Here is a 23,047-nt window from a genome sequence, read left to right as displayed (position 1 = left end):
CTCAGCCGTTCTCCGCCTGCTCGGCACCGACCTTGCGCATCTCGCGGCGCAGGATCTTGCCCGAGGCGGTCTTGGGCAGCGCGTCGATGAAGTTGATCTGGCGCGGAGCCTTGTAGGAGGCGAGGTGGTCGCGGCAGTAGGCGATGATGTCGTCCTCGGTGACCTCGGATCCCGGCTGCAGGCTGATGAACGCGACGACGTTCTCACCGCGGTACTCGTCGGGGACGCCGACGACGGCGGCCTCGAGGATCGCCGGGTGGGTGTAGAGGACGTCCTCGACCTCGCGCGGCCAGACCTTGAAGCCCGAGGCGTTGATCATGTCCTTCTTGCGGTCGACGATGAAGACCCAGCCGTCGGTGTCCATGAATCCGACGTCGCCGGTGCGCAGCTCCCCGTCGGGGATGTTCTCCTCGGTGGCCTGCGGGTTGTTGATGTACTCCAGGGACACCATGGGGCCGCGCACGCAGATCTCGCCGACCTCGTTCGGACCGACCTCCTGGCCGTCATCGTCGAGGATCCTCAGCATCACGCTCGACAGCGGCAGACCGCAGGACAGATTGCCGGATTCGGGGTCGACCGGCGCACGGAGGTGGTGGGGCACGACGACGCACTGGGCGGTCGTCTCGGTGAGGCCGTAGCCCTGGCCGATGTAGTGCCCGGTGCGCTCCTCGAACTTCTTGACGATCGCCTCGGGCAGCGGGGCGCCGCCGGACATGATCGAGGTGAAGGAGTCGAAGGCGTCGGACGTGAAGTCCGGGTGGGCGAGCAGCGCCATGTAGGCGGTCGCGGGCCCGGCCATGTACTGCGGCTTGTCGGTGCGGAACGTCTGGAGCGCGGCCGCGGGGTCGAAGCGGTAGTTCATCGACAGGGCGGCCCCGCAGGCCGCCGCGGCGAGGAACTGGCACACGAACCCGGTGATGTGGAAGACGGGGGCGAGGGTGAAGATCGTCGCGGTCTCGTCGAAGCCCTGGTAGTCGCGCAGCATCTGGGCGTTGACGGTCAGCCCGCGGTGGGTGATCGCGGCACCCTTCGACCGGCCCGAGGTGCCGGAGGTGTAGCCGATGATGCCGACCGAGTCGGGGGTGAGCGCGGGGTCCGGCACGGACTTCCCGTCGTACTCGGCGACGACGGTCGCGAAGTCGGGATTCCCGGTGTCGTAGGAGTCGGCGAACATCCCGAAGATCCGCTCGTCGTCGGTGCGCTGGTAGTCCTTCTCGTTGCAGGTGACGACGATCGGCAGGCCCTCGGCGTAGGGCTTCACCCGGTCGAGGTAGGCCGCGGCGGACACGACGAGCGCCTTGACCCCGGCGTCGGAGAACACGTGCTCGAGCTCGTCGCGGTACATCGGGTTGAGCGGCACGACGACGCCGCCGGCCTTCCACGCGCCGTACACGGCGACGTAGTAGTGGGGGACGTTCTGGAGGTAGACGCCCAGCCGGTCGCCGGGCTCGAAACCCTGGTCGACGAGGTAGGCGGCGAAGGCGTCGACCATCCGGTCGAGCTCGGCCCAGGTGGGCTCGTAGCCGTAGTACTTGATCGCCGTCCGGTCGGGGAAGCGCTCCACCGCGCGGTCGAAGAGCGCGAGGGTGGTCGTCTCCTCGATCTGCTTGTTCAGTCGCTCGTCATCGGCGACGGTCTGCAGCCAGGGGCGGGTTTCGAAGAAGCTCATGGTGTCATTCCTTCACATCGGGTGAGCGGTACAGCGGGATGGAACTGGTGATGGGTGTGCTCGGGGCGGGTGCATCCGCACCCGCCCCGAGCAGGATGGATCAGGCGACCTCGAACAGGCCGGCGGCACCCATGCCGCCGCCGATGCACATGGTCACGACGACGTACTTGACGCCGCGGCGCTTGCCCTCGATGAGGGCGTGGCCGACGAGGCGGGCGCCGGTCATGCCGTAGGGGGGGCCGACGGAGATGCCGCCGCCGTCGACGTTGTACTTCTCCGGATCGATGCCGAGCTTGTCGCGGCAGTACAGGGCCTGCACGGCGAAGGCCTCGTTGAGCTCCCACAGGCCGATGTCGTCGACGGTGAGGCCGTGGCGCTGCAGCAGCTTCGGGATCGCGAACACCGGCCCGATGCCCATCTCCTCCGGGCCGCAGCCGGCGACGGCCATGCCCCGGTAGATGCCGAGCGGCTCGAGGCCGCGGCGCGAGGCCTCGGCGTCGGACATGAGCACGGAGGCCGAGGCGCCGTCGGACAGCTGCGAGGCGTTGCCGGCGGTGACGGTCGGGTTCTGCGAGGCCACGCCCGGGGCGAGCACCGGCTGGAGCTTCGCGAGGCTCGCGAGGTCGGTCTGCGGGCGGTTGCCCTCGTCCTTGCTCAGCGTGACCTGCTTCTCCGAGGTCTCCTTGGTCTCCTTGTCGACGACGATCTGCGTCGACTCGAGGGGGACGATCTCGGCGTCGAAGCGGCCGGCCTCCTGCGCGGCGGCGGTGCGCTGCTGGGAGGACAGGGCGTACTCGTCCTGCGCCTCACGGGACACGCCGTAGCGCTCGGCGACGATCTCCGCGGTGTTGAGCATCGGCAGGTAGATCTCCGGCAGGTTCTCCACGAGCCACGGGTCCTTGGCGCGGAAGGTGTTCTGCTTGTCGTTCTGGACGAGCGAGATCGACTCGACGCCGCCGCCGACGGCGATGTCCATGCCGTCGTGGATGATCTGCTTGGCCGCGGTGGCGATCGCCATGAGGCCCGAGGAGCACTGGCGGTCGAGCGTCATGCCGGACACGGTGACGGGCAGGCCGGCGCGGAGCAGCGCCTGGCGGGCGACGTTGCCGCCCTGCGCGCCCTGCTGGAGGGCGGCGCCGAGGATGACGTCCTCGACCTCGCCGCCCTCGAGCCCGGCACGCTCCACGGCGTGCTTGATCGCGTGGCCGGCGAGCTCCTGGGACTGGGTGTTGTTGAAAGCGCCGCGGTAGGCCTTGCCGATCGGCGTGCGGGCGGTGGAGACGATGACTGCATCAGTCATGAGAGGTCCTCTCGTTGGTCGGACCGGCGGAGCGTCCCGCCGGCCGGCGGCGGCCGGAGCCGCCTGTGGTCATGCTGTCAGATCGATGAGCGGGGCGAGCGCCCGCCGCTGGGCGGCGGCGTGGCCGAGGATGAGCTCGTCGGCCTTGGCGCGCTTGAGGTAGAGGTGCAGCGGGTACTCCCAGGTCATGCCGTTGCCGCCGTGGAGCTGCACGGCCTCCTCCGCGGCGTGGACCGCGGTGGTCGAGGCGTACGAGCCGGCGACGAGCGAGCACAGGTTCGCCTCCTCCTCGGTCTCCTCCCCGGCCTGCCAGGCGGCGGCGACGCGGGCGGCGTAGATCGCGGCCGCCCCGGTCTGGGACACCTCGAGCCAGAGGTCGGCCATGCGGTGCTTGACCGCCTGGTAGGAGCCGATGGTGCGGCCGAACTGGCGGCGGCCCTTGATGTACTCGAGGGTGAGGTCGAACGCCCGCTGCGCCACCCCGTACTGCTCGGCGGCGAGGATCGTGCGGCCGAGGATCTCCGCGGTACGCACGGCCTGCGCCGCCTGCTCCCCGCGCCCGAGCACCGTCGCCGGTGCGGAGTCGAAGGTGAGGTCGGCGAGCCGGCGGGTCTGGTCGAAGCCGAGGAACCCGGCGGCCTGCACGTGCGCGGCCGCGACCCGGGCGACGACGGTGTCCGCGCCGGTGCCGGCGACGACGAGGTACTCGTCGGCCCCGGCGCCGTCCATCACGCCGGCCACGGTGCCGGACACGGTCGCGGAGTCCCCGTCGCCGTCCACGGTGAGATCCGCGCGGATCTCCGCCGCGGTCGCCGGGAACGCGACGGTCGCGAAGGCCTCGCCCGCGGCCAGCCGGGAGGCGAGCTCCGCGTCGCGGAGGCCGACGGCGAGCGCGGTGGCGAGCACGCCGGAGCTGAGGAAGCGCACGGGGGCGACCGCGCGGCCGATCTCCTCGGCCACGACGGCGGCCTCGGCCACGCCCGCCCCGGCACCGCCGAGGTCCTCGGGCACGAGGAGCGCGGCGAGGCCGAGCTCGCCAGCCCAGGCACGGTCGAGGGCGGAGGTGTCGGTCGCCGGATCGTCGTAGAGCTTCGCGACGGTGTCGGCGTCGCTGCGGTCGGCGAAGAGCTTGCGGACGCTGGCGCGCAGGTCCTCTTCGACGTCGCTGGGCAGCAGATCGATGTCGGTCATTTCGGCAGGTCCTTGAAGGCCACGTCCTTGTCGACCCGGTGCTCACCGGGCAGACCGAGGACTCGTTCGGAGATGATGTTGCGGATGATCTCGCTCGTGCCGCCCTCGATCGAGTTGCCCTTGGCCCGCAGGTACCGGTAGCCCGGGATCCTGCCGGTCATCGAGTACTCGCTCGGACGGCGCATCTCATAGGTGTCGTAGCGCAGGCCGTCGACGCCGCGCATGGTGATGTCGAGGCTCGAGAGCTCCTGGTTGTTCCGCGCGAAGGAGAGCTTCGCGCCGGAGCCCTCGGGGCCGGGCTGGCCGGCGGCGAGCTTCTGGCTCAGCCGCTCCCCCATCATGCGGGCGACCTCGACCTCGACCCAGAGGTCGAGGAGGCGGTCCTGGAGCAGCGGGTCGCGGTACTCGGGGTGCTCGCGCCACGCCTGGGCGACGACGCCGATCATCCCGCCCTCGCGCGGCGAGCCGCCGCCGATCGCCACGCGCTCGTTGTTGAGCGTGGTGTTCGCGACCTTCCACCCCTGCCCGGGCTCGCCGAGCATGTTCGCCGCGGGCACCTCGACGTCGGTGAGGAAGACCTCGTTGAACTCCGCCTCGCCGGTGATCTGGCGCAGGCCGCGGACCTCGACGCCGGGGGCGTGCATGTCGAGGAGGAAGTAGCTCAGGCCCTGGTGCTTGGGCACCGAGGTGTCGGTGCGGGCGACGAGGATCGCCATGTCGGCGTTCTGCGCGCCCGAGGTCCACACCTTCTGGCCGCTCACCCGGTAGACGTCGCCGTCGGCGACCGCGCGGGTCGCGACGGCGGCGAGGTCGGAGCCGGCGCCGGGCTCGCTGAAGAGCTGGCAGAAGATCGTCTTCAGGGTGTAGATGTCGCGCAGGACGGACTTCTGCTCCTCCGTGCCGTAGGCGACGATCGTCGGGGCGGCCATCCCGAAGCCGATGGTGTTGCTGCCCCGGGCGGGAGAGTCGAGCCCGGCGGCGGCGACCCGCTGCGCGGCGTACTCGCGCAGGCTCGTCGACACCCCGAGGCCGCCGGCGCCGGCCGGGAAGTTCACCCAGGCCAGGCCGTGATCGTAGAGGACGCCGTAGCGCTCGCCGGCGCTCATGCCCTCGGTCGTGGCGGACCGCGCCGCCGCGACCGCCACATCGATGCGCTGCTGCTGGGCAGCGAGGGTCTCGGTGCTCAATTCTTCGGTCCTCCGGCGACGTAGATGACCTGACCGGACACGAAGCCGGCGCCCTCGCTGGCGAGGAACGAGGCGGTGTGGGCGATGTCCTCGGGCTTGCCGGTGCGGGCGACCGGGATCTGCTTGGCCGCGCCGGCGGTGAAGTCCTCGAAGGAGATGCCGACGCGCTCGGCGGTGGCCTTCGTCATATCGGTCTCGATGAAGCCCGGCGCGATCGCATTGGCGGTGACGCCGAACTTGCCGAGCTCGATCGCGTAGGTCTTCGTCAGGCCCTGGATGCCGGCCTTGGCCGCGGAGTAGTTCGCCTGGCCGCGGTTGCCGAGTGCCGAGGTCGACGACATCGAGATGATGCGGCCGAACTTCTCCTCGACCATGTGCTTCTGGCAGGCCTTGGTGATGAGGAAGTTGCCGGTGAGGTGGACGGCGAGGACGGCCTGGAACTCCTGCGGACTCATCTTGAACAGCATGTTGTCCTTGATGATGCCGGCGTTGTTGACGAGCACGGTGGGCGGTCCGAGCGTCGTGGCGATGGTGCTCACGGCCTGCTCGACCGCGGCCTCGTCGGTGATGTCGGCGCCGACGGCGAGCGCTTCGCCGCCGGCGGCGGTGATGCGGTCGACGACCTGCTGGGCGTCGGACTCGCTGAGGTCGACGACGGCGACCTTCATCCCGTCGGCCGCGAACCGCTCGCAGATGGCCGCGCCGATGCCGCGGGCTCCGCCGGTGACGATCGCAGTGCGCTGGGTCATGGGGGTGTCTCCTTCAGATGGTGGGGGGGAATTCTGCGGGTCGGGCTCAGGAGCGGTACTTCTTGAGCTCCTTGCGGGCGATCGTCATCTTGTGGACCTCGTCGGGTCCGTCGACGATCCGCAGGGTGCGGGCGTGGGCGTACATCTCCGCGAGCGGGAAGTCGCCGGTGACGCCGCCGCCGCCGTGCACCTGGATCGCCCGGTCGATGACGTTGAGGGCGGCCTTGGGAGCGGCGACCTTGATCTCGGAGATCAGGGTGCGCGCCTCCTTGTTGCCGACCTTGTCCATCATGTCCGCGGCGTGGAGGGTGAGCAGCCGTGCCTGGTCGATCTCGACGCGGGACTCCGCGATCCAGTCCTGGATGTTCGCCTTCTCCGACAGCTTGGTGCCGAACAGCACGCGGGACTCCGCGCGGCGGCACATGAACTCGAGCGCCCGCTCGGCCATGCCGATCGCGCGCATGCAGTGGTGGATGCGCCCCGGGCCCAGGCGGGCCTGGCTGATCGCGAAGCCCTCGCCCTCGCCCTTGAGGACGTCCTTGGACGGCACGCGGACGTTCTCGAAGAGCACCTCGGCGTGGCCCTCGCGGTCGTCGTAGCCGAACACGGTGAGGTTGCGCTTGACGGTGACGCCGGGGGCGTCGATCGGCACGACCATCATCGACTGCTGGCGGTGGGTCTCCGCGTTCGGGTCGGTCTTGCCCATGACGATGAGGACCTTGATGAACGGGTGGCAGCCGTTCGAGGTGAACCACTTGCGGCCGTTGAGGACGTACTCGTCGCCGTCCTTCTCCATCGTCATCTCGATGTTCGTGGCGTCCGCGCTCGCGACGGCGGGCTCGGTCATCGCGAAGCCGGAGGCGATCTTCCCGTCGAGCAGCGGACGCAGGTACTTCTCCTTGTGCTCCTCGGTGCCGAAGAGCGTGAACACCTCCATGTTGCCGGTGTCCGGGGCGTTGCAGTTCGTCGCCTCCGGGGCGAGGTGGATCGAGCGGCCCATGATCTCGGCGAGCGGGGCGTACTCGAGGTTCGTCAGGCCGGGGCCCCACTCCTCGTGCGGGTGGAACAGGTTCCACAGACCGCGCTTGCGGGCCTCGACCTTGAGGTCCTCGAGGATCTGCGGCTGGGTGTGCGGGCTGTCGGCGGCCGCCATCTGCTCCTCGTAGACGGATTCGGCCGGGTAGACGTGCTCGTCCATGAAGGCGAGCAGGTCCTCGCGGTACTTCTTGGCGCGTGCGGTTTCTTCGAACATCTTCACTCCTGCAGTGGGGGTTTCGGGTGCGTGATGGACTGTGCGGATTGTCGGACGGGCACCTGCCCGGTGGGTCAGCTCGCCGCCCCGCCGGCGAGCGTGCGCCGGTAGCGGCGCATCCCGCGCAGCCAGCGGTCGTAGTCGGAGCCCTTCATGCGGTACATGTCGAGCACCTCGGGATGGGGCAGGATGAGGAAGGTCTCGGTCTCGACGGCGGCGAGGACGACCTCGGCGACCTCGGCGGGCTCGAGGACCGAACCGGCGGAGGTCACCGCCTTGTTGGCGGTGCGGTCGGCCTCGTGGTCGGCGCGCTCCCCGCCAGTGAGCAACGGCGTGTTGACGCCCATCGGGCACAGGCAGGACACGCGGATGCCGTCGTCGCCGTAGGTGATGTTGAGCCACTCGGCGAACCCGACCGCTGCGTGCTTCGTCGTCGAGTAGCCGGCCTGGCCGATCTGGGTGAGCAGGCCCGCCGCCGAGGCGGTCGACACGAAGTAGCCCTCACCGCGCTCCCGCCAGCCGGGGACGAGCGCCTTGGCGGCGCGGATGTGGGCGCGGACGTTGATGTCGAACACCCGGTCCCACTCGTCCTCGTCCTCGCCGATCCCGGTGGGACCGACGATCCCGGCGTTGGCGAAGTAGAGATCGATGGGACCGTGCGCGGCCTCGGCCGCCGCGATGAGCTCGGCGACCCCGGTGCTCGCTGCGACGTCGCCCTCCCAGGCGGCGGCGCCGATCTCCCGGGCCACCTCGTGGACGGTGGGAGCGATGTCGGCGATGAGGACGCGGGCGCCGCGTCGCACGAGCTCGGTGGCGAGCGCGCGCCCGATCCCGCTGGCACCGCCGGTGACGACGGCGGTCTTCGAGTTCACGTCCATGTGCTTCCCCTTCGAATGATCACGGCGACATCCTTGTGACCGGCCTCACCCTCTATCTATAGTTGAGGCAGGCCTCAATTTCAACCCCGACCAAACAATCGTTCATCACACATTCATCGATCCATGGGAGGACCGCATGGGCGCCAAAGCCGAGCGCACCCGAGCCGGCCTCGTCGCGGCCGCTCGCGCCGTCTTCGCCGAGCTCGGGTACTTCGACACCAAGCTCTCCGACATCACCGATCGCGCAGGGTGCTCGACGGGCACCCTGTACACGTACTTCCGCAATCGGGAGGACATCCTCGCCGCGGTCATCGAGAGCGCCTACACCCCGGTGCTCTCCCCCGACCACTCCGGGGACGCCGACCTCGACCGGGTCTCCCGGATCCGGCGGGCCAACCGCGAGTACGTCGAGGCCTACCGGGAGAACGCCGACCTCATGGCGCTCATGGATCAGGTGTCCCACGTCGACCCGGGGATCAAGGCGGTCCGCATGCGGCGGGCCCGGGCCTTCGTCGACCGCAACACGCGCCGCATCGCCGAGCTCCAGCGCAAGGGGGCCGTGGATCCGAAGCTCGATCCGCACCTCGTGTCCCAGGCGCTGTCCTCGATGGTGAGCCGGATGTGCTTCCACATCTTCGTCGACGACCGGGACGACGAGCGGTTCCACACCGCGGAGGGGATCGACGAGCTCGTCGACACGCTCACCACGCTGTGGATCAACGCGCTCGGCCTCGATCCGGGGACCGGAGCGGGGGCGCGCTCGGCCGCAGGCCGCGAGGGAGTCGGATCCGGATCCGGCGACGGCGGCGGCGACGGCGAGACATCGGACGCACCCGGGCTCGAGACCATTCCCGTCCCCCAGCCGTCCCCGCTCGGCACCCATCCGCCCGCTTCCGTCCCCTCAGGAGTCTCATGACCACCCCGGCCTCCGCGCAGTCGGCGGGCACGCCCGACGACAGCACCGCGGGCAGCAACCCCGTCGACGCCCTCCTCGCCCATGCCGCGGCGGACCCGACCGCGATCGCCGTGCGCGGCCCGCGCGGCGAGGATCGCGTCGAGCTCACCCGGGCCGGCCTCGCCACCGCGATCGCCCGGGCCGCCGACCGCTTCGCCGCGGCCGGCCTCCGGGCGGGCGACCGCATCGTCCTCATCGCGCCGACCTGCCCGGAGTTCCTCGCCGAGTTCTTCGGGGCCCAGACACTCGGCATCGCCGTCGTCGCGGTGAACCCGCTCTCCACGGAACGGGAGATCTCCTACCTCCTCGCCGATTCGGGCGCGCGGCTCGTGCTCGCGCACCCGGCCTGCGCGGATGCGGGCCGAGCGGTTGCGGAAGACGCCGACATCCGGTTCGAGGACATCTCCCTCATCAACGGTGATCCCGCCCCGGCCGCCGTGCCCCGGCCGGTGCGCCGGCGCGGCGACGACCTCGCCGCGCTGCTCTACACCTCGGGCACGACCGGCCGGCCCAAGGGTGCGATGCTCACGGTCGGCAATCTGCTCGCCGTCGCCGAGGTCGGGCGGCAGATCTCCGCGATGGGGCCCGACGACCGTTCGGGGACCGCGCTGCCGCTGTTCCACGTGTTCGGCCTCGCCTCGGTGGCCGCGGTCGCGCTCAGCGCCGGGGTGCCGCTCACGCTGCTCCCCCGCTTCGACGCCCGCGAGCTCTTCGACACGATCATCGACGACCGGCTCACCGTCGTCGCGGGCGTGCCGACGATGTGGAACGCGATCCTCCAGGTCGAGTCCGATCGCACTCCGGACACGCTGCGTCTCGCGCTCTCCGGCGGCGCCTCGATCGCCGTCGAGCTCATGCGGAGGTTCGAGTCCCGGTTCGGCGCCCAGATCGCCGAGGGATACGGTCTCACCGAGACGACCGCGTTCGGCACCTTCAACCCCTGGGACGGCCGGATCGTGCCGGGGTCCGTCGGTCTCCCGGTGCCGCAGCTCGAGGTCCGGGTCGTCGGCCCGCACGGCGCCGAGTGCGAGGTCGACGAGGTCGGCGAGGTCGGCGAGGTGTGCATCCGCGGTGCGATGGTCATGCGGGGATACTGGAACAATCCGGAGGCGACCGCCCGGGCGTTCGACGAGGACGGGTTCTTCCGCACCGGCGACCTCGGCCGGATCGATGCCGACGGCTATCTCTTCATCGTCGACCGGATCAAGGACCTCATCATCCACGGCGGGTACAACGTCTACCCGCGCGAGGTCGAGGAGGTGCTCTACGAGCATCCGCACGTGCTCGAGGCGGCGGTCGTCGGCACCCCGGACGAGCACTACGGCCAGACGGTCACCGCGGTCATCACCCCGATGCCCGGGCAGACGCTGACGGAGGACGAGGTCGAGGCATTCTGCCGCGAGCGGCTCGCGGCCTACAAGATCCCGCGTATCATCCGCTTCGTCGAGGCCCTTCCCAAGGGCCCGACCGGGAAGATCCGCAAACGCGACATCCCCCTCTGAAACAGCAATTTCCGAAGGTTTCTGAGAACAGAACCGCAGATTATCGCAATCTCACGGACAGTGCCGATGGGTGAGATTGCGAAGAACGGCGGATTCGTTCCCAGGAACCTTCGGAAATTGCACTCTAGAAGCGGTCGGTGGGGCCGGCCCCCTCGCGACGGACGATCGGCGCCCCCTCGGTGAAGTCGATGACGGTCGTCGGCGTCACCCCGGGGACCCCGGAGTCGATGATGACGTCGACGTCGCGGCCGATCTCGTCCTGCACGTCCTCCGCATGGGTGAGCGGATCCTCGGCTCCGGGCAGGAGGAGCGTGGACGACAGGATCGGCTCGCCGACCTCGTCGACGAGCGCGAGCGCCGTACGGTTCTGCGGGATCCGGGCACCCACCGAGTGCTTCTTCGGATGCATCATGCGCCGCGGCACCTCCTTCGTCGCCTTCATGATGAAGGTGTACGGCCCGGGGGTGAGTGACTTGATCGTGCGGAACGCGGAGTTGTCGACGATGACGAACTGCCCGAGCTGCGCGAAGTCGTCGCACATCAGGGTGAAGTGGTGCTTGGAGTCGAGATCGCGGATCCGGGTGATCCGCTCGATCCCCTGCTTGTTGTCGAGCGCGCACCCGATCGCGTAGCACGAGTCGGTGGGATAGGCGACGAGCCCGCCCGAGGCGATGACCTCGGCGACCTTCCGGATGAGCCGGGGCTGCGGGTTGTCGGGGTGGATCTCGAGGATTTCGGCCATACGCCATGGTACCCACACCGGCGGAGGCGGTGCGGGTCGACGCCGACCCGGTGCGGGGGCGCCCCCGGACGCAGCAGAGCATGCCCGCGACCGTGCCGCGGGCCTCTCAGATTCGCTCGCCCGGGTCCTCGTCCTCGGGCGCCGGGGTCTCGTCGGCGACCTGTTCCGGGGGCCGGAGCATGGGCGTGCCCATGACGAGCTCCTCGGGCGCCGGCTCCTCGACCGCCGGCCACTCACCGGTGCCGTCCGTGCCCGAGGCGGCGACGCCGGTCACCGCCGAGTCCCCCGCCGCTGTGCTCGCTGCGGCCTGATCCGCCGGGCGGATCCCGCCGTCGCCCGCCGAACGGGCATCCGACTCCTGCGCTCCTGCCGCACCCGAGGCCCCCGCCGCCGGCCCGAGAGCGGCGAACGCCTCCGGATCCGGCGGCACGATGACCGTGCGGCCGGTGATCCCGTGCGCCGCGCGTTCGGGACGGACCGGCAGGCCGGATCCGGTCGACAGGTCCGAGGCGATGAGGTTGTTGATCCAGCGAGCCTGCGGGTCCGCGTCGACGAGGAGCGCCTTGAGCAGCAGCGTCGCGGGGAGTGCGAGCAGGGCGCCCATCCAGCCGAGCACCCAGTACCAGAACAGGAGCGAGAGGAACGACATGAACGGGGTGACGCCCACCGATTCGCCGGTGAACTTCGGCTGGATGATCGACTGGATGACGAAGTTGAGCACCGAGTACGCGATGACGACCCACAGCGCGTCCCACCAGCCGCCGCTGACGAGCGCCATGAGCGCCGGCGGGACGAGGCCGATGACGAACCCGATGTTAGGGATGTAGTTGGTGAGGAACGCGAGCACGCCCCAGACGAGGGCGAGCGGCACCCCGATGATCCACAGCGCCACGAGGTCGAGGACGGCGACGATGAGACCGAAGATCGTCGCGACGATCCAGTACCGGCGCACACCGGCGGAGAAGATCTGCATCGCGCGCCCGAACCGGGGCCGGATGGCCGAGGTCACCTGCAGCCGGCGCGGCAGGGACATCGAATCCATCGCGACGAAGAACACCGCCATGACCACCGTGGTGAGCGCCGTGAGCACGAGGCCGACGTTCGACAGCAGCGAGCCGACGGTGGAGAACAGGGAGGAGACGTCGAACCCGGCGAGCTGGTCCTCGATGACGCCGCTCGTCACCCCGAGGGTCGAGAGCCAGAGGAGCGTCTCCTCGTAGGTCGCGGTGATCTCCGCGGTGTACTCCGGGATGACGAGGACGAGCTCGGCGATCGACCATGCGGTGAGCCCGAAGAACCCGAAGATGATGACGAGGACGACGAGGACGGTGACCATCGCGGCGAGGAAGCGCGGCACGCGGATCCGCACGAGCAGCCGTTGGAGCGGATAGGCGACGATGACGAGGTTGATCGCGAGGAACACCGGCGCGACGATCGACTGGAGGGTCTGGAAGAAATGGAGCGCGTACGCGAGCCCCGCGAGGCCGAGCACGACGACGAGGTAGCGGGGCCACGCGCTCCCGGCCGCTCCCCCGTCCGGGGCCGGCTCGGGAGACGCTCCGGCGGCCGCGGTGCTCACCGGCGCTTCCGCTTCTCGCGGATCCGCATGCCGATCTCGATCGGCGTGCCCTCGAACCCGAACGTCTCGCGCAGCCGGCGCATGATGTAGCGCCGGTAGCCGGGCTCGAGGAACCCGGTGGTGAAGAGCACGAACTTGGGCGGGCGGTTCGAGGCCTGGGTGCCGAACAGGATGCGCGGCTGCTTCCCTCCGCGCACCGGGTGCGGATTGGCGGCGACGAGCTCGCCGAGGAACGCGTTGAGCCGGCCGGTCGGGATCCGGGTGTCCCAGCTCTCGAGCGCGCGCTCCATCGCCGGGACGAGCCGGTCGGCGTGGCGACCGGTCCGGGCGGAGATGTTCACCCGCGGGGCCCAGTCGACGTGGCGCAGGTCCTGCTCGATCTCGCGCTCGAGGAAGTGGCGGCGCTCCTCGTCCATGAGGTCCCACTTGTTGAAGGCGAGGACCAGGGCGCGACCGGTCTCGGTCACCGTCTTGATGATCCGCACGTCCTGCTCGCTCAGCGTCTGGTCGGCCTCGAGGAGCACGACGGCGACCTCAGCGCGCTCGAGCGCGGTCTGGGTGCGCAGCGCGGCGTAGAAGTCCGCGCCGCTCGCCTGCCGGGCCCGTTTGCGGATGCCGGCGGTGTCGACGAAGCGCCACTGCCGCCCGCCGAGCTCGACGAGCTCGTCGACCGGGTCCCGGGTGGTCCCGGCGACGTTGTCGACGAGCACCCGCTCGCTGCCGACGAGGCGGTTGAGGAGGGAGGACTTGCCGACGTTGGGGCGGCCGACGAGCGCGACGCGCCGCGGACCGCCGACCTCGGTGAGCGAATCGACGCCGGAGACCTCGGGGAGCACGTCGATGACGACGTCGAGGAAGTCGGCGACCCCGCGGCCGTGCATCGCGGAGATCGGGTGGGGTTCCCCGAGCCCGAGGGACCACAGTTCCGCAGCGGCGAGCTCACCGCGCTCGTCGTCGACCTTGTTCGCAGCGAGCACGACCGGCTTGCCGGCCCGGCGAAGCATCCGCACGACGTGCTCGTCCGTCGCGGTGGGCCCTGTGGTCGCATCGACGACGAAGACCACGGCGTCGGCCATCTCGACGGCGATCTCGGCCTGCTCGGCGATCCGCGAGGCCATGCCCTTCGCGTCGATGTCCCACCCGCCGGTGTCGACGAGGGTAAGGGGCCGGCCGTTCCATTCCGCGGGGTAGCTCACGCGGTCGCGGGTGACGCCGGGGACGTCCTCGACGACGGCCTCGCGGCGGCCGAGGATCCGGTTGATGAGCGTCGACTTGCCGACGTTGGGCCGCCCGACGACGGCGAGCTCGGGTGCCGCTCCCTCCGGCGCGAGGTCGGAGTCGCCGTCCTCGAAGGCGGTGAGGAGCGCGCGGTCCTCGGCCTCGAGCTCGTAGGACTCGAGGCCGGCGCGCAGCGAGGAGGCGCGCTGCTCGGCCTCGTCCTCGGCGATCCCGGCGACGCGCGCGGCGAGGTCTTCGTCGGGACGGGCGAGGAACTCCTCGGCGGTCGCGTCGCGGTCGGTGGGCTGGGCGCCGTCAGTCATGGTGGACCTTCTCGACGAGACCCATGACGGCGGCCACGGACTCCTCGAAGTCGATGTCGGTGGTGTCGAGCGTGTGGACGCCGTCGGCCGCGGTGAGGAAGCTCGTCGTGGCCGAGTCCTTGGCATCGCGGTCGACGATCGACGAGCGGGTGGCGGCGACAGCGACGGCGTCCGCGGTGCCGTGGAGCTCCTTCGAGCGGCGGGCGATGCGCACCGACTCGTCGGCCGTCATGAGGATGCGCACCGCGGCGTCGGGAGCGACGACGGTGGTGATGTCGCGGCCCTCGACGACGATGCCGGGCGCGGCGCGGGCGATGATCGCGCGCTGGAGCTCGATGAGCTCGGTGCGGGCCTCGGGCACGGCGGACACGATCTGCGCGTTCGCCGACACCTCGGGCTCGCGGATCTCCGTGGTGACGTCGATGCCGTCGATCTCGACGCCGACGACATCCGGATCGGTGGAGATCTCGAGGTCGGCGCCGCGGATGAGCTCGACGACGTCCCCGGGGTCGGTGATCCCGCGGTTGAGGCACAGCCACACGACCGCCCGGTACATCGCACCGGTGTCGAGGTAGCCGTACCCGCTGCGTCGGGCGACCTCGCGGGAGACGCTCGACTTGCCGACTCCGCTGGGGCCGTCGATGGCGATGACTGTCATTCTCGTCCTTCGTGCTCGATCGCTGCCTCCGGCACCCACCAGTCGCGCGCGGCCAGTCCCTCGGTGAGGGTGACCTGGGCGGACGGGATGACGGAGATGTCCACACTGCCCAGCTTAATGCCGGTGGCGTGGTCGATGCGGATGTCCTCGACGTTGACGCCGAGGTCGCCGATGTCGGCGAACAGCCGGGCCAGGGTGCCGGGGGTGTCGTCGACGAACACCGTGACCGAGGAGTACTTCTCCGGGGCCTGGCCGTGCTTGCCGGGGATCCGGTCGTGGCCCTCGTTGCCGGCCGCGATGAGCCCGGCGATCGTCGCGAGCGCTCCGGAGCGCAGGTCGAGGGCGTCGATGAGGGCGTCGAGGTCGTCGCGCACCGCGCTGAGCACGGTGCGCACCTCGGCGGCGTTGCCGGCGAGGATCTGGGTCCACAGCCCGGGGTCGGAGGCGGCGATCCGGGTGACGTCGCGCAATCCCTGCCCCGCGAGGGCGACCCCGTCGGCGGGCATGTCCCTGAGGCGGCCGGCCATGAGCGAGGCGAGCACCTGCGGGGCATGGGAGACCCGGGCGACGGCGGAGTCGTGGAACTCGGGGTCGAGGTGGACGACGGTCGCACCGGCCGCCTCGGCGAGGGCGACGACCGCGGCGAGGCGCTCGGCCGGGGTGTCCTCATCGGAGCACACGACCCAGGGGCGGGCGAGGAAGAGGTCGTCGCGGGCGGCGATCGCCCCCGACCTCTCCCGGCCGGCCATCGGGTGGCACCCGATGTAGCGTTCGAGCACCGGGTCCCCGGCGAGCTCGCGGGCCTCGGCGAGGACCGCGGTCTTGACGCTCGCGACGTCGGTGACGGTCGCTCTCGGCCACCGGCCCAGGGCATCGACGATCGTGCGCGCGGCGACGTCGGGCGGGGTGGCGACGACGACGATGTCGGGGTCGGTCGGGTCGCAGGCGTCCCCGGCCCCCATGTCCGCGGCGAGGCGCACCGCGGTCGGAGACGCGTCTGCGAGGGAGACCGGGTGGCCGGCCTTCGTCAGCGCGAGGCCGAGCGAGGTGCCGAGGAGCCCCGTCCCGATGATGTGGACGCGGGCCCGGGTCACAGGCGGACGGCTTCCATGAGCGCGCCGACCTCGTCGGGGCGCAGGTCGCGGACCTTGCCCTGGCGCTGCTCGGCTAGCGGGATCGGACCGAACTGCGTGCGGACGAGCCGCTGGACCGGGGTGCCGACGGCGTCGAACAGGCGGCGCACGATCCGATTGCGCCCCGAGTGGAGGACGACCTCGACGAGCGCGTAGCCGGGCGTCGAGTCGACGAGCTTGAACGAGTCGACGCGGGATATCCCGTCCTCGAGCTCGATGCCCTCGCGGAGGCGGGCGCCGGCGTCCTTGGGCACCGGGCCGCGCACCTCGGCGAGGTAAGTCTTCGAGATCTCGTACGAGGGGTGGGTGAGCCGGTTGGACAGCTCCCCGTCGTTGGTGATGAGGAGGAGCCCCTCGGTCTCGTAGTCGAGCCGGCCGACGTGGAACAGCCGCTCGGGGCGGTCGCGGAGGTAGTCGGCGAGGCAGCGGCGGCCCTCGGGGTCGCTCATCGCGGTGACGACGCCGGCGGGCTTGTTGAAGGCGAGGTACACCTTGTCGGTGTGCGCGGTGATCGGCATGGTGTCGACGCTCACCGTCTGGGTGTCCGGATCGATGCGGGTGCCGAGCTCGCGCACCGTCTCCCCGTCGACCATGACGCGGCCGTCGGTGATGAGCTGTTCGCAGGCGCGCCGGGAGCCGAGGCCGGCCTCGGCGAGGATCTTCTGCAGGCGCACCCCGTCGGGCCGGTGGGCGTCGACGGTCGGGGCGGGGGCCTGCCGCGAGCGCTGCCTGCGGCTGGGGCGCTTGGAGCGGTGACCGGGCGACCGGGGGTCTGAGGCATTCATGGGGTCCATTGTCTCAAACTCGCAGGGTCTTCGGTGACCACGGGCCCGGGCACGCGATGCCCCGGCGAAACGGCCCGGGGCCGCTCATGTTTCGTTCCAGTACGGATCCGGCCCGGGAACCGTACTCGATCGACACCTCACGGGGAATCGGTGCCCCGGTGACCGGTGCCTCAGCCGGGCGTCGAACCCCGGTGACCGGTGCCTCAGCTGGGTGCCTCAGTCCACCGTGGGGACGTCGTCGCCGGCGGGCAGGTAGGGGGCGATGTCGGGCAGCTCGTCGAGGCTCTCGAGGCCCATCGACTCGAGGAACACCCGCGAGGTGACGAACTGCACCGCGCCCGAGGTGGCGTCCGCCCCGGACTCGACGATGAGTCCGCGCAGGAGCAGGGTGCGCACGACGCCGTCGACGTTGACGCCGCGGATCGCGGAGATCCGGGCGCGGGTCACCGGCTGCCGGTAGGCGATGACGGCGAGCGTCTCGAGGGCGGCCTGGGAGAGCTTCGCGGACTGGCCGGCGGTGATGAAGTCCGCGACCGTGCCGTGGTGGTCCGCCCGGGAGTAGATGCGCCAGCCGCCGGCCGCGCGGCGCAGCTCGAAGCCGCGGCGGCGGGATCCGCGGTCACCGTCGTAGTCAGCGGCGAGCTCGGTGAGCGCGGCGAGCGCCTCGGCCGGGGTGATGCCGAGCGCTTGGGCGACCTCGGCCGACTCGAGCGGCTCGTCGACAACCATGAGCACGGCCTCGAGCGCGGTGAGCAGCGTCGTGTCGACCGCCGCCTCCCCAGCGAGGACCTCCCCGGCGGGGTCCGCTCCGGCCGCCCCTGTGGCCTCGGTTCCGCTGTCAGACATCGGCGGTCTCCCATTCGTCGGTGTCGGTGAGTCCGGTGCCGGTGAGCCCGGCGCGGGCGTCCGCAGCACCTTCCCCGTCCGCCCCCGCGGCGCCGTCCCCGGCGCTCGCATCCCCGGCCTCCGGCTCCAGCCCGCTGATCACGAGCGGGCCGAGCGGCTCCGGCTGCTCGAAGGCGCACAGCCCGGCCTTGAAGAGCTCGAGGAGGGCGAGGAAGCGGGCGACGACGACGAGGGTGTCCTCCGCGTCGGCGACGAGGTCGGCGAACTCGAGGCGCTCCCCCGGTCGCAGCCGGGCGAGGATGAGCGAGCGCTGTTCGGGCACGCTCACCTGGGGCAGATGGAGGTGGTCGATCGACACCGTGGGCGGGGTGTGGTCGCGCTGGAGGACCGTGGCGAAGATCGCGGCGAGCGCGTGCGGGGTGGCGGTGAGCTCGAGCGGCGGGAGGAGGTCGATGAACGCCGGCTCGAGCGGAACCGCGCGCGGGGTGCGCGTGGAGGCGGCCGCCATCCGCTCGGCGAACTCCGCGGACACCCCTTTGAAGGCGCGGTACTGGAGCAGCCGGGCGAAGAGCAGGTCGCGGGCCTCGAGGAGCTCGAGGTCGAGCTCGTCCTCGACCTCCCCGCTCGGCAGCAGGCGCGCGGTCTTGAGATCGAGCAGGGTGGCGGCGACGAGAAGGAAGCTCGACAGCTCCTCGAGGCCGCTGCGCCCCCGGAGTTCGGAGACGTAGGCGAGGAACTCGTCGGTGACCTCGGAGAGCGCGACCTCGGTGATGTCGAGCTTGCGCTTGCCGATGAGTCCGAGCAGGAGGTCGAACGGGCCGGAGAAGTTCTCCAGCTCGACGACGAACCCGGTGGTGCTCAGGGGGCCCCACCCCGGGCGATGAGCTCCCGGGCCAGCCGGCGGTAGGCCTCGGCTCCGGAGTGCGAGGGCGCGAAGGAGGTGATCGGCTCGGCGGCGACGGAGGCATCGGGGAACTTCACCGTGCGGTTGATCACGGTGTCGAACACCGTGTCCCCGAAGGCCTCGATGACGCGGGCGATGACCTCCTGCGCGTGCAGGGTGCGGCCGTCGAACATCGTCGCGAGGATCCCGTCGATCCGGAGTGCGGGGTTGAGCCGGTCCTGCACCTTCTCGATCGTCTCAACGAGCAGCGCGACGCCGCGCAGCGCGAAGAACTGGGTCTCGAGCGGGATGATGACGCCGTGCGCGGCGGTGAGGGCGTTGACGGTGAGGAGGCCGAGCGAGGGCTGGCAGTCGATGAGGATGACGTCGTACTCGCCGGAGACCTTCGCGAGCGCCCGGGCGAGGACCTGTTCGCGGGCGACCTCGCCCACGAGCTGCACCTCGGCGGCGGACAGGTCGATGTTCGCCGGGAGAATGTCGATGCCCTCGACGTTCGAGGGGACAATGACGTCGTGCGGATCGACCCGGGAGCTCATGAGCACGTTGTAGATGCTGAGATCGAGGTCGTAGGGGTTGACGCCCAGGCCCACCGAGAGCGCGCCCTGCGGGTCGAAGTCGACGAGGAGCACCCGGCGGCCGTACGCCGCGAGCGCGGCACCGAGGTTGATCGAGGACGTGGTCTTGCCGACGCCGCCCTTCTGGTTGACCATCGCGATGATGCGCGCCGGCCCGTGCTCGGTGAGGGGTGCGGGCTCCGGGTAGTCCTTCATCGGACGCCCGGTGGGACCGAGCCGTCCCTCGGCTCCGGGAATGTCGAGTCTCTGCTGCGAATCGGCCACGCGGATAGTCACCTTTCTCGTGCTCGGCTGCACCCCACCCTATCGCGCTCGCGGGTGGGAGGTGGCATACACCTCGCGGAGCGTCTCCGAGGTCACGCGGGTGTAGATCTGGGTGGTCGTCACCGAGGAGTGCCCGAGGAGCTCCTGGACGACGCGGATGTCGGCACCGCCATCGAGCAGGTGGGTCGCGAAGGAGTGGCGGAAGGTGTGCGGCGAGGCGTGCGCGGCGAGTCCGGCGCGCTCGGCGGCGGTGCGGATCGCCTGCCACGCCGACTGGCGCGACAGCCGGCCGCCGCGCTGGTTGAGGAACACCGCACCGGCCCGCTGCCGTCGCTCCGGCGCACCGGCGCTCCCCCGACCCCGCGGTGCGCGGGCTGCGCTCATCTGCGGGCGGCCGCGCACGAGCCAGGCGTCGAGCGCGCGGACGGCGTGGCCGCCGAGCGGCACGAGCCGCTCCTTGCTCCCCTTGCCGTAGAGCCGCACGATCCGGTTCTCGAGGTCGACGTCGTCGATGTCGAGGCCGACCGCCTCGCTGATCCGGGCCCCGGTGGCGTAGAGGAGCTCGAGCAGCGCCCGCGTGCGCAGCTCGGCCGGCGAGTCGCCGACGACGGTGCCGAGGAGCGCCTCGATCTCCCCCACGCTCAGCGCCTTGGGCAGCCGCTCGGTGTCTGCCGGCGGGCGGACGTCGACCCCGGGGTCGGACTCGGTGCGGCCCTCGGCGTGGAGGAAGGCGTGGAGGCGGCGGACGGACACCGTGATCCGGGACCGGCTGCGCACCGCGAGCCCGGAGTCGGCGAGCGCGGCGACGAAGGTCCGGAGGTCCTCGGGGGTGACCCCGCGGTAGTCCTCGGCCCCCTGCGCGGTGAGCCACGTGAGATAGCGCCCGAGGTCGCGGGCGTAGGCGTCGAGGGTGTTGCGGCTGAGCCCGCGCTCGAGCTCGAGGTGGGCGAGGTAGTCGACGGCCGGCTGCCGCAGTCCCGCGGCGACGTCGGGCAAGAGCTCGGCCCCGCGGCGTGCCATGGCCCGGAATTCAGGCGCCGGGCGCCGCGGGCACCTCGCGCGCCGGCCAGGGGGCGTCGGCGGGACGCAGATCGGTGAATCCGCGGGCGAGGGCGAGGTCGGCGTGGAGGATGCCGAGCGCGGCGGTCGCGTTGGTGATCCGACCCTCGACGACGGCGGCCTTCGCCTCGGCGAGCGGCACCCAGCGGGGCACGATGCCGCTCTCCTCGTCGTCGCGCTCGAACGCGTCCGAGCGCGCGGTGATGTCGCGGGCGAGGTAGATGCGCAGCGTCTCGCTGATGCCCCCGGGAGAGGACAGCTGGTCGGCGAGCACGTTCCACGTCGCGGCCTCGAGGTCGACCTCCTCGGCGAGCTCACGGGCGGCGGTGCGGTGCGGCGGCTCCCCGGAGACGTCGAGGAGTCCGGCGGGGATCTCCCACTCGCGGGCGCGGATCGGGTGGCGGTACTGCTGGATGAGCATGATCCGCGCGTGCTCGTCGACGGCGGCGATCGCGACCGCGCCGGGGTGCTCGACGAAGTCGCGGGTGATCGGCTCGGAGGACTCCGGGAGCCGGAACGTCTCGCGGACGACGTCCCACACGAGACCGTGGTAGACGACCTCACTCTCGAGGATCTCCGGTGCGCCGAACTCGTCGCGGATCATCGGCTCAGGGCGTCTGCCGGTCGAGAGCGGCGCGCACGAGCCCGGCGAACAGCGGGTGCGGGTTCGTGGGACGCGACTTGAACTCCGGGTGGGCCTGCGTCGCGACGTAGAACGGGTGGACGTCCGCGGGCAGCTCGACGAACTCGACGAGCTGGCCGTTGGGCGAGGTGCCCGATACGACGAGCCCGCTCTCCTCGATGCGCTCGCGGTAGGCGTTGTTGACCTCGTACCGGTGGCGGTGGCGCTCGGAGATGTCCTCGGAGCCGTAGGCCTCGGCGACGACGCTGCCCGGCAGCAGGGAGGCGCGGTACGTGCCCAGGCGCATCGTGCCGCCGAGGTCGCCCTCGCCCTCGACGAAGTCGAGCTGCTCGGCCATCGTCGCGACGACCGGTTCGGGCGTGTCGGGGTCGAACTCGCTCGAGGACGCCTCGGCGATGCCGGTGACGCTGCGCGCGTACTCGATGACCATGCACTGGAGGCCGAGGCACAGCCCGAGCGTCGGGATGCCGCGGGTGCGGGCGTAGGTGAACGCGCCGAGCTTGCCCTCGATGCCGCGGATGCCGAAGCCGCCGGGGACGCAGATCGCGTCGAGCCCGGCGAGGTGCTCCTCGGCGCCGGCCGGGGTCTGGCAGTCGTCGGAGGCGATCCAGTGGATGTTGACCCGGGCGTCGTTGTCGAAGCCGCCGTGGCGCAGCGCCTCGGTCACCGACAGGTAGGCGTCGGGCAGGTCGATGTACTTGCCGACGAGTCCGATCTCCACGGTGTGCTTGGGGTGGTGGACGCGCTCGAGCAGACGGTCCCACTTCTCCCAGTCGACGTCGCGGAACCCGAGGTCGAGGCGGCGGATGACGTAGACGTCGAGCCCGCCGTCGTGGAGGACGCGCGGGATGTTGTAGATGCTCGGCGCGTCGACGCACGACACGACGGCCTCGAACTCGACGTCGCAGGACGAGGCGATCTTCGCGCGGATCGAGTCCGGCAGCGCGCGGTCGGAGCGGAGCACGATCGCATCGGGCTGGATGCCGATCGAGCGCAGGGCCGCCACCGAGTGCTGGGTGGGCTTGGTCTTGAGCTCACCGGAGGGGCCGAGGTAGGGCACGAGGGAGACGTGGATGAAGAACACGTTCTCGCGGCCGATGTCGTGGCGGATCTGGCGCGCGGCCTCGAGGAACGGCTGCGACTCGATGTCGCCGACGGTGCCGCCGATCTCGGTGATGATGACGTCGGGCGCCTCGCCGTCGGTGCGCTCGGCCTGGGCCCGCATCCGCGACTTGATCTCGTCGGTGATGTGCGGGATGACCTGCACGGTGTCGCCGAGGTACGCCCCGCGCCGCTCCTTGGCGATGACGTTGGAGTACACCTGGCCGGTGGTGACGTTGGCGCCGGCGTCGAGCTCGGTGTCGAGGAAGCGCTCGTAGTGGCCGATGTCGAGATCGGTCTCCGCGCCGTCCTCGGTGACGAACACCTCGCCGTGCTGGAACGGATTCATCGTCCCCGGGTCGACGTTGAGGTAGGGGTCGAGCTTCTGCATGGCGACCGACAGGCCGCGCTGTGCGAGGAGATGCCCGAGCGAGGAAGCCGTGAGCCCCTTGCCGAGGGAGGAGGCGACACCGCCGGTCACGAAGATGTGACGAGTGCCGTGCTGTCCGCTTGTGCTCAATCGATTCACCACGG

21 protein-coding genes are annotated in these 23,047 nt (G+C 71.0%); 2 read left to right on the top strand and 19 right to left on the bottom strand.

All coding sequences use genetic code 11. The annotated features are described in order from the left end of the window. Window position 1 precedes the first annotated feature (1 nt). From C1A17_RS00215 to C1A17_RS00185, 7 genes are all read right to left on the bottom strand, one after another. Entirely contained in the window at window positions 2–1,669 is a 1,668-nt protein-coding gene (locus C1A17_RS00215; protein WP_101649618.1) for a class I adenylate-forming enzyme family protein, read from the bottom strand. 100 nt (window positions 1,670–1,769) lie between these two features. Then, complete coding sequence (locus tag C1A17_RS00210) at window positions 1,770–2,969, bottom strand: acetyl-CoA C-acyltransferase (protein WP_101649615.1); 1,200 nt, start codon at window positions 2,967–2,969, stop codon at window positions 1,770–1,772. A gap of 69 nt (window positions 2,970–3,038) precedes the next feature. After that, window positions 3,039–4,160 carry an acyl-CoA dehydrogenase family protein gene (locus C1A17_RS00205; RefSeq protein WP_101649613.1) on the bottom strand — a complete coding sequence of 374 codons (1,122 nt, stop codon included), beginning with the start codon at window positions 4,158–4,160 and terminating at the stop codon, window positions 3,039–3,041. Continuing rightward, on the bottom strand, window positions 4,157–5,347 hold the full coding sequence (locus C1A17_RS00200; protein WP_245873332.1) for an acyl-CoA dehydrogenase family protein: 1,191 nt from the start codon (window positions 5,345–5,347) through the stop codon (window positions 4,157–4,159). The genes C1A17_RS00205 and C1A17_RS00200 overlap by 4 nt, the downstream gene beginning before the upstream one ends. Beyond that, on the bottom strand, window positions 5,344–6,096 hold the full coding sequence (locus C1A17_RS00195; protein WP_101649611.1) for an SDR family oxidoreductase: 753 nt from the start codon (window positions 6,094–6,096) through the stop codon (window positions 5,344–5,346). The genes C1A17_RS00200 and C1A17_RS00195 overlap by 4 nt, the downstream gene beginning before the upstream one ends. A 46-nt stretch (window positions 6,097–6,142) precedes the next feature. After that, complete coding sequence (locus C1A17_RS00190; protein WP_219618224.1) at window positions 6,143–7,348, bottom strand: acyl-CoA dehydrogenase family protein; 1,206 nt, start codon at window positions 7,346–7,348, stop codon at window positions 6,143–6,145. 74 nt (window positions 7,349–7,422) lie between these two features. Next, a complete protein-coding gene (locus C1A17_RS00185; protein WP_101649608.1) occupies window positions 7,423–8,226 on the bottom strand; it encodes an SDR family oxidoreductase in 804 nt (267 codons plus the stop codon). A 136-nt stretch (window positions 8,227–8,362) separates the two neighbouring features. Here C1A17_RS00185 and C1A17_RS00180 point away from each other — a divergent pair, with 136 nt between their 5' ends. Both C1A17_RS00180 and C1A17_RS00175 read left to right on the top strand, forming a co-directional pair. Beyond that, entirely contained in the window at window positions 8,363–9,142 is a 780-nt protein-coding gene (locus C1A17_RS00180) for a TetR/AcrR family transcriptional regulator (RefSeq protein WP_101649606.1), read from the top strand. Beyond that, entirely contained in the window at window positions 9,139–10,683 is a 1,545-nt protein-coding gene (locus C1A17_RS00175; protein WP_101649604.1) for an AMP-binding protein, read from the top strand. The genes C1A17_RS00180 and C1A17_RS00175 overlap by 4 nt, the downstream gene beginning before the upstream one ends. A 124-nt stretch (window positions 10,684–10,807) precedes the next feature. Here C1A17_RS00175 and C1A17_RS00170 read toward each other — a convergent pair whose 3' ends face one another. The 12 genes from C1A17_RS00170 to C1A17_RS00115 form a co-directional block, all read right to left on the bottom strand. After that, window positions 10,808–11,425, bottom strand: coding sequence for an L-threonylcarbamoyladenylate synthase (locus C1A17_RS00170; protein WP_101649602.1), 618 nt, complete (start codon window positions 11,423–11,425; stop codon window positions 10,808–10,810). Window positions 11,426–11,531: 106 nt separating this feature from the next. Continuing rightward, a complete protein-coding gene (locus tag C1A17_RS00165) occupies window positions 11,532–13,004 on the bottom strand; it encodes an AI-2E family transporter (RefSeq protein ID WP_101649600.1) in 1,473 nt (490 codons plus the stop codon). Then, entirely contained in the window at window positions 13,001–14,545 is a 1,545-nt protein-coding gene (der, locus tag C1A17_RS00160; RefSeq protein ID WP_101649598.1) for a ribosome biogenesis GTPase Der, read from the bottom strand. The genes C1A17_RS00165 and der overlap by 4 nt, the downstream gene beginning before the upstream one ends. After that, the gene (cmk, locus tag C1A17_RS00155) at window positions 14,538–15,203 is read right to left on the bottom strand and encodes a (d)CMP kinase (protein ID WP_101649596.1); all 666 of its coding nucleotides are present in this window, start codon (window positions 15,201–15,203) and stop codon (window positions 14,538–14,540) included. Before cmk ends, der begins: the two co-directional genes overlap by 8 nt. Next, complete coding sequence (locus C1A17_RS00150) at window positions 15,200–16,297, bottom strand: prephenate dehydrogenase (protein ID WP_101649594.1); 1,098 nt, start codon at window positions 16,295–16,297, stop codon at window positions 15,200–15,202. Before C1A17_RS00150 ends, cmk begins: the two co-directional genes overlap by 4 nt. Then, window positions 16,294–17,121 (bottom strand): pseudouridine synthase, encoded by an 828-nt coding sequence (locus C1A17_RS00145; protein ID WP_101649592.1) that lies wholly within the window; start codon window positions 17,119–17,121, stop codon window positions 16,294–16,296. The genes C1A17_RS00150 and C1A17_RS00145 overlap by 4 nt, the downstream gene beginning before the upstream one ends. A 216-nt stretch (window positions 17,122–17,337) precedes the next feature. Next, a complete protein-coding gene (scpB, locus tag C1A17_RS00140; protein ID WP_101649591.1) occupies window positions 17,338–17,967 on the bottom strand; it encodes an SMC-Scp complex subunit ScpB in 630 nt (209 codons plus the stop codon). Further along, a complete protein-coding gene (locus tag C1A17_RS00135; protein ID WP_245873457.1) occupies window positions 17,960–18,739 on the bottom strand; it encodes a segregation and condensation protein A in 780 nt (259 codons plus the stop codon). The genes scpB and C1A17_RS00135 overlap by 8 nt, the downstream gene beginning before the upstream one ends. 86 nt (window positions 18,740–18,825) lie before the next feature. After that, window positions 18,826–19,710: a ParA family protein gene (locus tag C1A17_RS00130; protein ID WP_245873329.1), complete on the bottom strand. Its 885-nt coding sequence runs from the start codon at window positions 19,708–19,710 to the stop codon at window positions 18,826–18,828. 39 nt (window positions 19,711–19,749) lie between these two features. Beyond that, window positions 19,750–20,730, bottom strand: a complete 981-nt coding sequence (gene xerD / locus C1A17_RS00125; protein WP_101649586.1) for a site-specific tyrosine recombinase XerD — start codon at window positions 20,728–20,730, stop codon at window positions 19,750–19,752. Between the two features lie 10 nt (window positions 20,731–20,740). After that, window positions 20,741–21,373: an NUDIX domain-containing protein gene (locus C1A17_RS00120; RefSeq protein WP_101649584.1), complete on the bottom strand. Its 633-nt coding sequence runs from the start codon at window positions 21,371–21,373 to the stop codon at window positions 20,741–20,743. Window positions 21,374–21,377: 4 nt separating this feature from the next. Then, window positions 21,378–23,045 (bottom strand): CTP synthase, encoded by a 1,668-nt coding sequence (locus tag C1A17_RS00115; protein ID WP_180953168.1) that lies wholly within the window; start codon window positions 23,043–23,045, stop codon window positions 21,378–21,380. Between the last annotated feature and the right edge of the window lie 2 nt (window positions 23,046–23,047).

It is taken from the genome of Brevibacterium ihuae (assembly GCF_900184225.1).
Taxonomy (GTDB): Bacteria; Actinomycetota; Actinomycetes; order Actinomycetales; family Brevibacteriaceae; genus Brevibacterium; species Brevibacterium ihuae.
Note: the sequence above shows the minus strand (reverse complement) of the source record. Positions and strands in the feature narration are given on the sequence as shown.

What these genes read in the sequence shown, in the direction of transcription:
- C1A17_RS00210 (WP_101649615.1), bottom strand. Translation starts at nt 2,969, where the DNA reads ATGACTGATGCAGTCATCGTCTCCACCGCCCGCACGCCGATCGGCAAG.
- C1A17_RS00180 (WP_101649606.1), top strand. Translation starts at nt 8,363, where the DNA reads ATGGGCGCCAAAGCCGAGCGCACCCGAGCCGGCCTCGTCGCGGCCGCT.
- C1A17_RS00190 (WP_219618224.1), bottom strand. Translation starts at nt 7,348, where the DNA reads ATGTTCGAAGAAACCGCACGCGCCAAGAAGTACCGCGAGGACCTGCTC.
- xerD (WP_101649586.1), bottom strand. Translation starts at nt 20,730, where the DNA reads ATGGCACGCCGCGGGGCCGAGCTCTTGCCCGACGTCGCCGCGGGACTG.
- der (WP_101649598.1), bottom strand. Translation starts at nt 14,545, where the DNA reads ATGACTGACGGCGCCCAGCCCACCGACCGCGACGCGACCGCCGAGGAG.
- C1A17_RS00170 (WP_101649602.1), bottom strand. Translation starts at nt 11,425, where the DNA reads ATGGCCGAAATCCTCGAGATCCACCCCGACAACCCGCAGCCCCGGCTC.
- C1A17_RS00195 (WP_101649611.1), bottom strand. Translation starts at nt 6,096, where the DNA reads ATGACCCAGCGCACTGCGATCGTCACCGGCGGAGCCCGCGGCATCGGC.
- C1A17_RS00205 (WP_101649613.1), bottom strand. Translation starts at nt 4,160, where the DNA reads ATGACCGACATCGATCTGCTGCCCAGCGACGTCGAAGAGGACCTGCGC.
- C1A17_RS00175 (WP_101649604.1), top strand. Translation starts at nt 9,139, where the DNA reads ATGACCACCCCGGCCTCCGCGCAGTCGGCGGGCACGCCCGACGACAGC.
- C1A17_RS00145 (WP_101649592.1), bottom strand. Translation starts at nt 17,121, where the DNA reads ATGAATGCCTCAGACCCCCGGTCGCCCGGTCACCGCTCCAAGCGCCCC.
- C1A17_RS00215 (WP_101649618.1), bottom strand. Translation starts at nt 1,669, where the DNA reads ATGAGCTTCTTCGAAACCCGCCCCTGGCTGCAGACCGTCGCCGATGAC.
- C1A17_RS00185 (WP_101649608.1), bottom strand. Translation starts at nt 8,226, where the DNA reads ATGGACGTGAACTCGAAGACCGCCGTCGTCACCGGCGGTGCCAGCGGG.
- C1A17_RS00120 (WP_101649584.1), bottom strand. Translation starts at nt 21,373, where the DNA reads ATGATCCGCGACGAGTTCGGCGCACCGGAGATCCTCGAGAGTGAGGTC.
- cmk (WP_101649596.1), bottom strand. Translation starts at nt 15,203, where the DNA reads ATGACAGTCATCGCCATCGACGGCCCCAGCGGAGTCGGCAAGTCGAGC.
- scpB (WP_101649591.1), bottom strand. Translation starts at nt 17,967, where the DNA reads ATGTCTGACAGCGGAACCGAGGCCACAGGGGCGGCCGGAGCGGACCCC.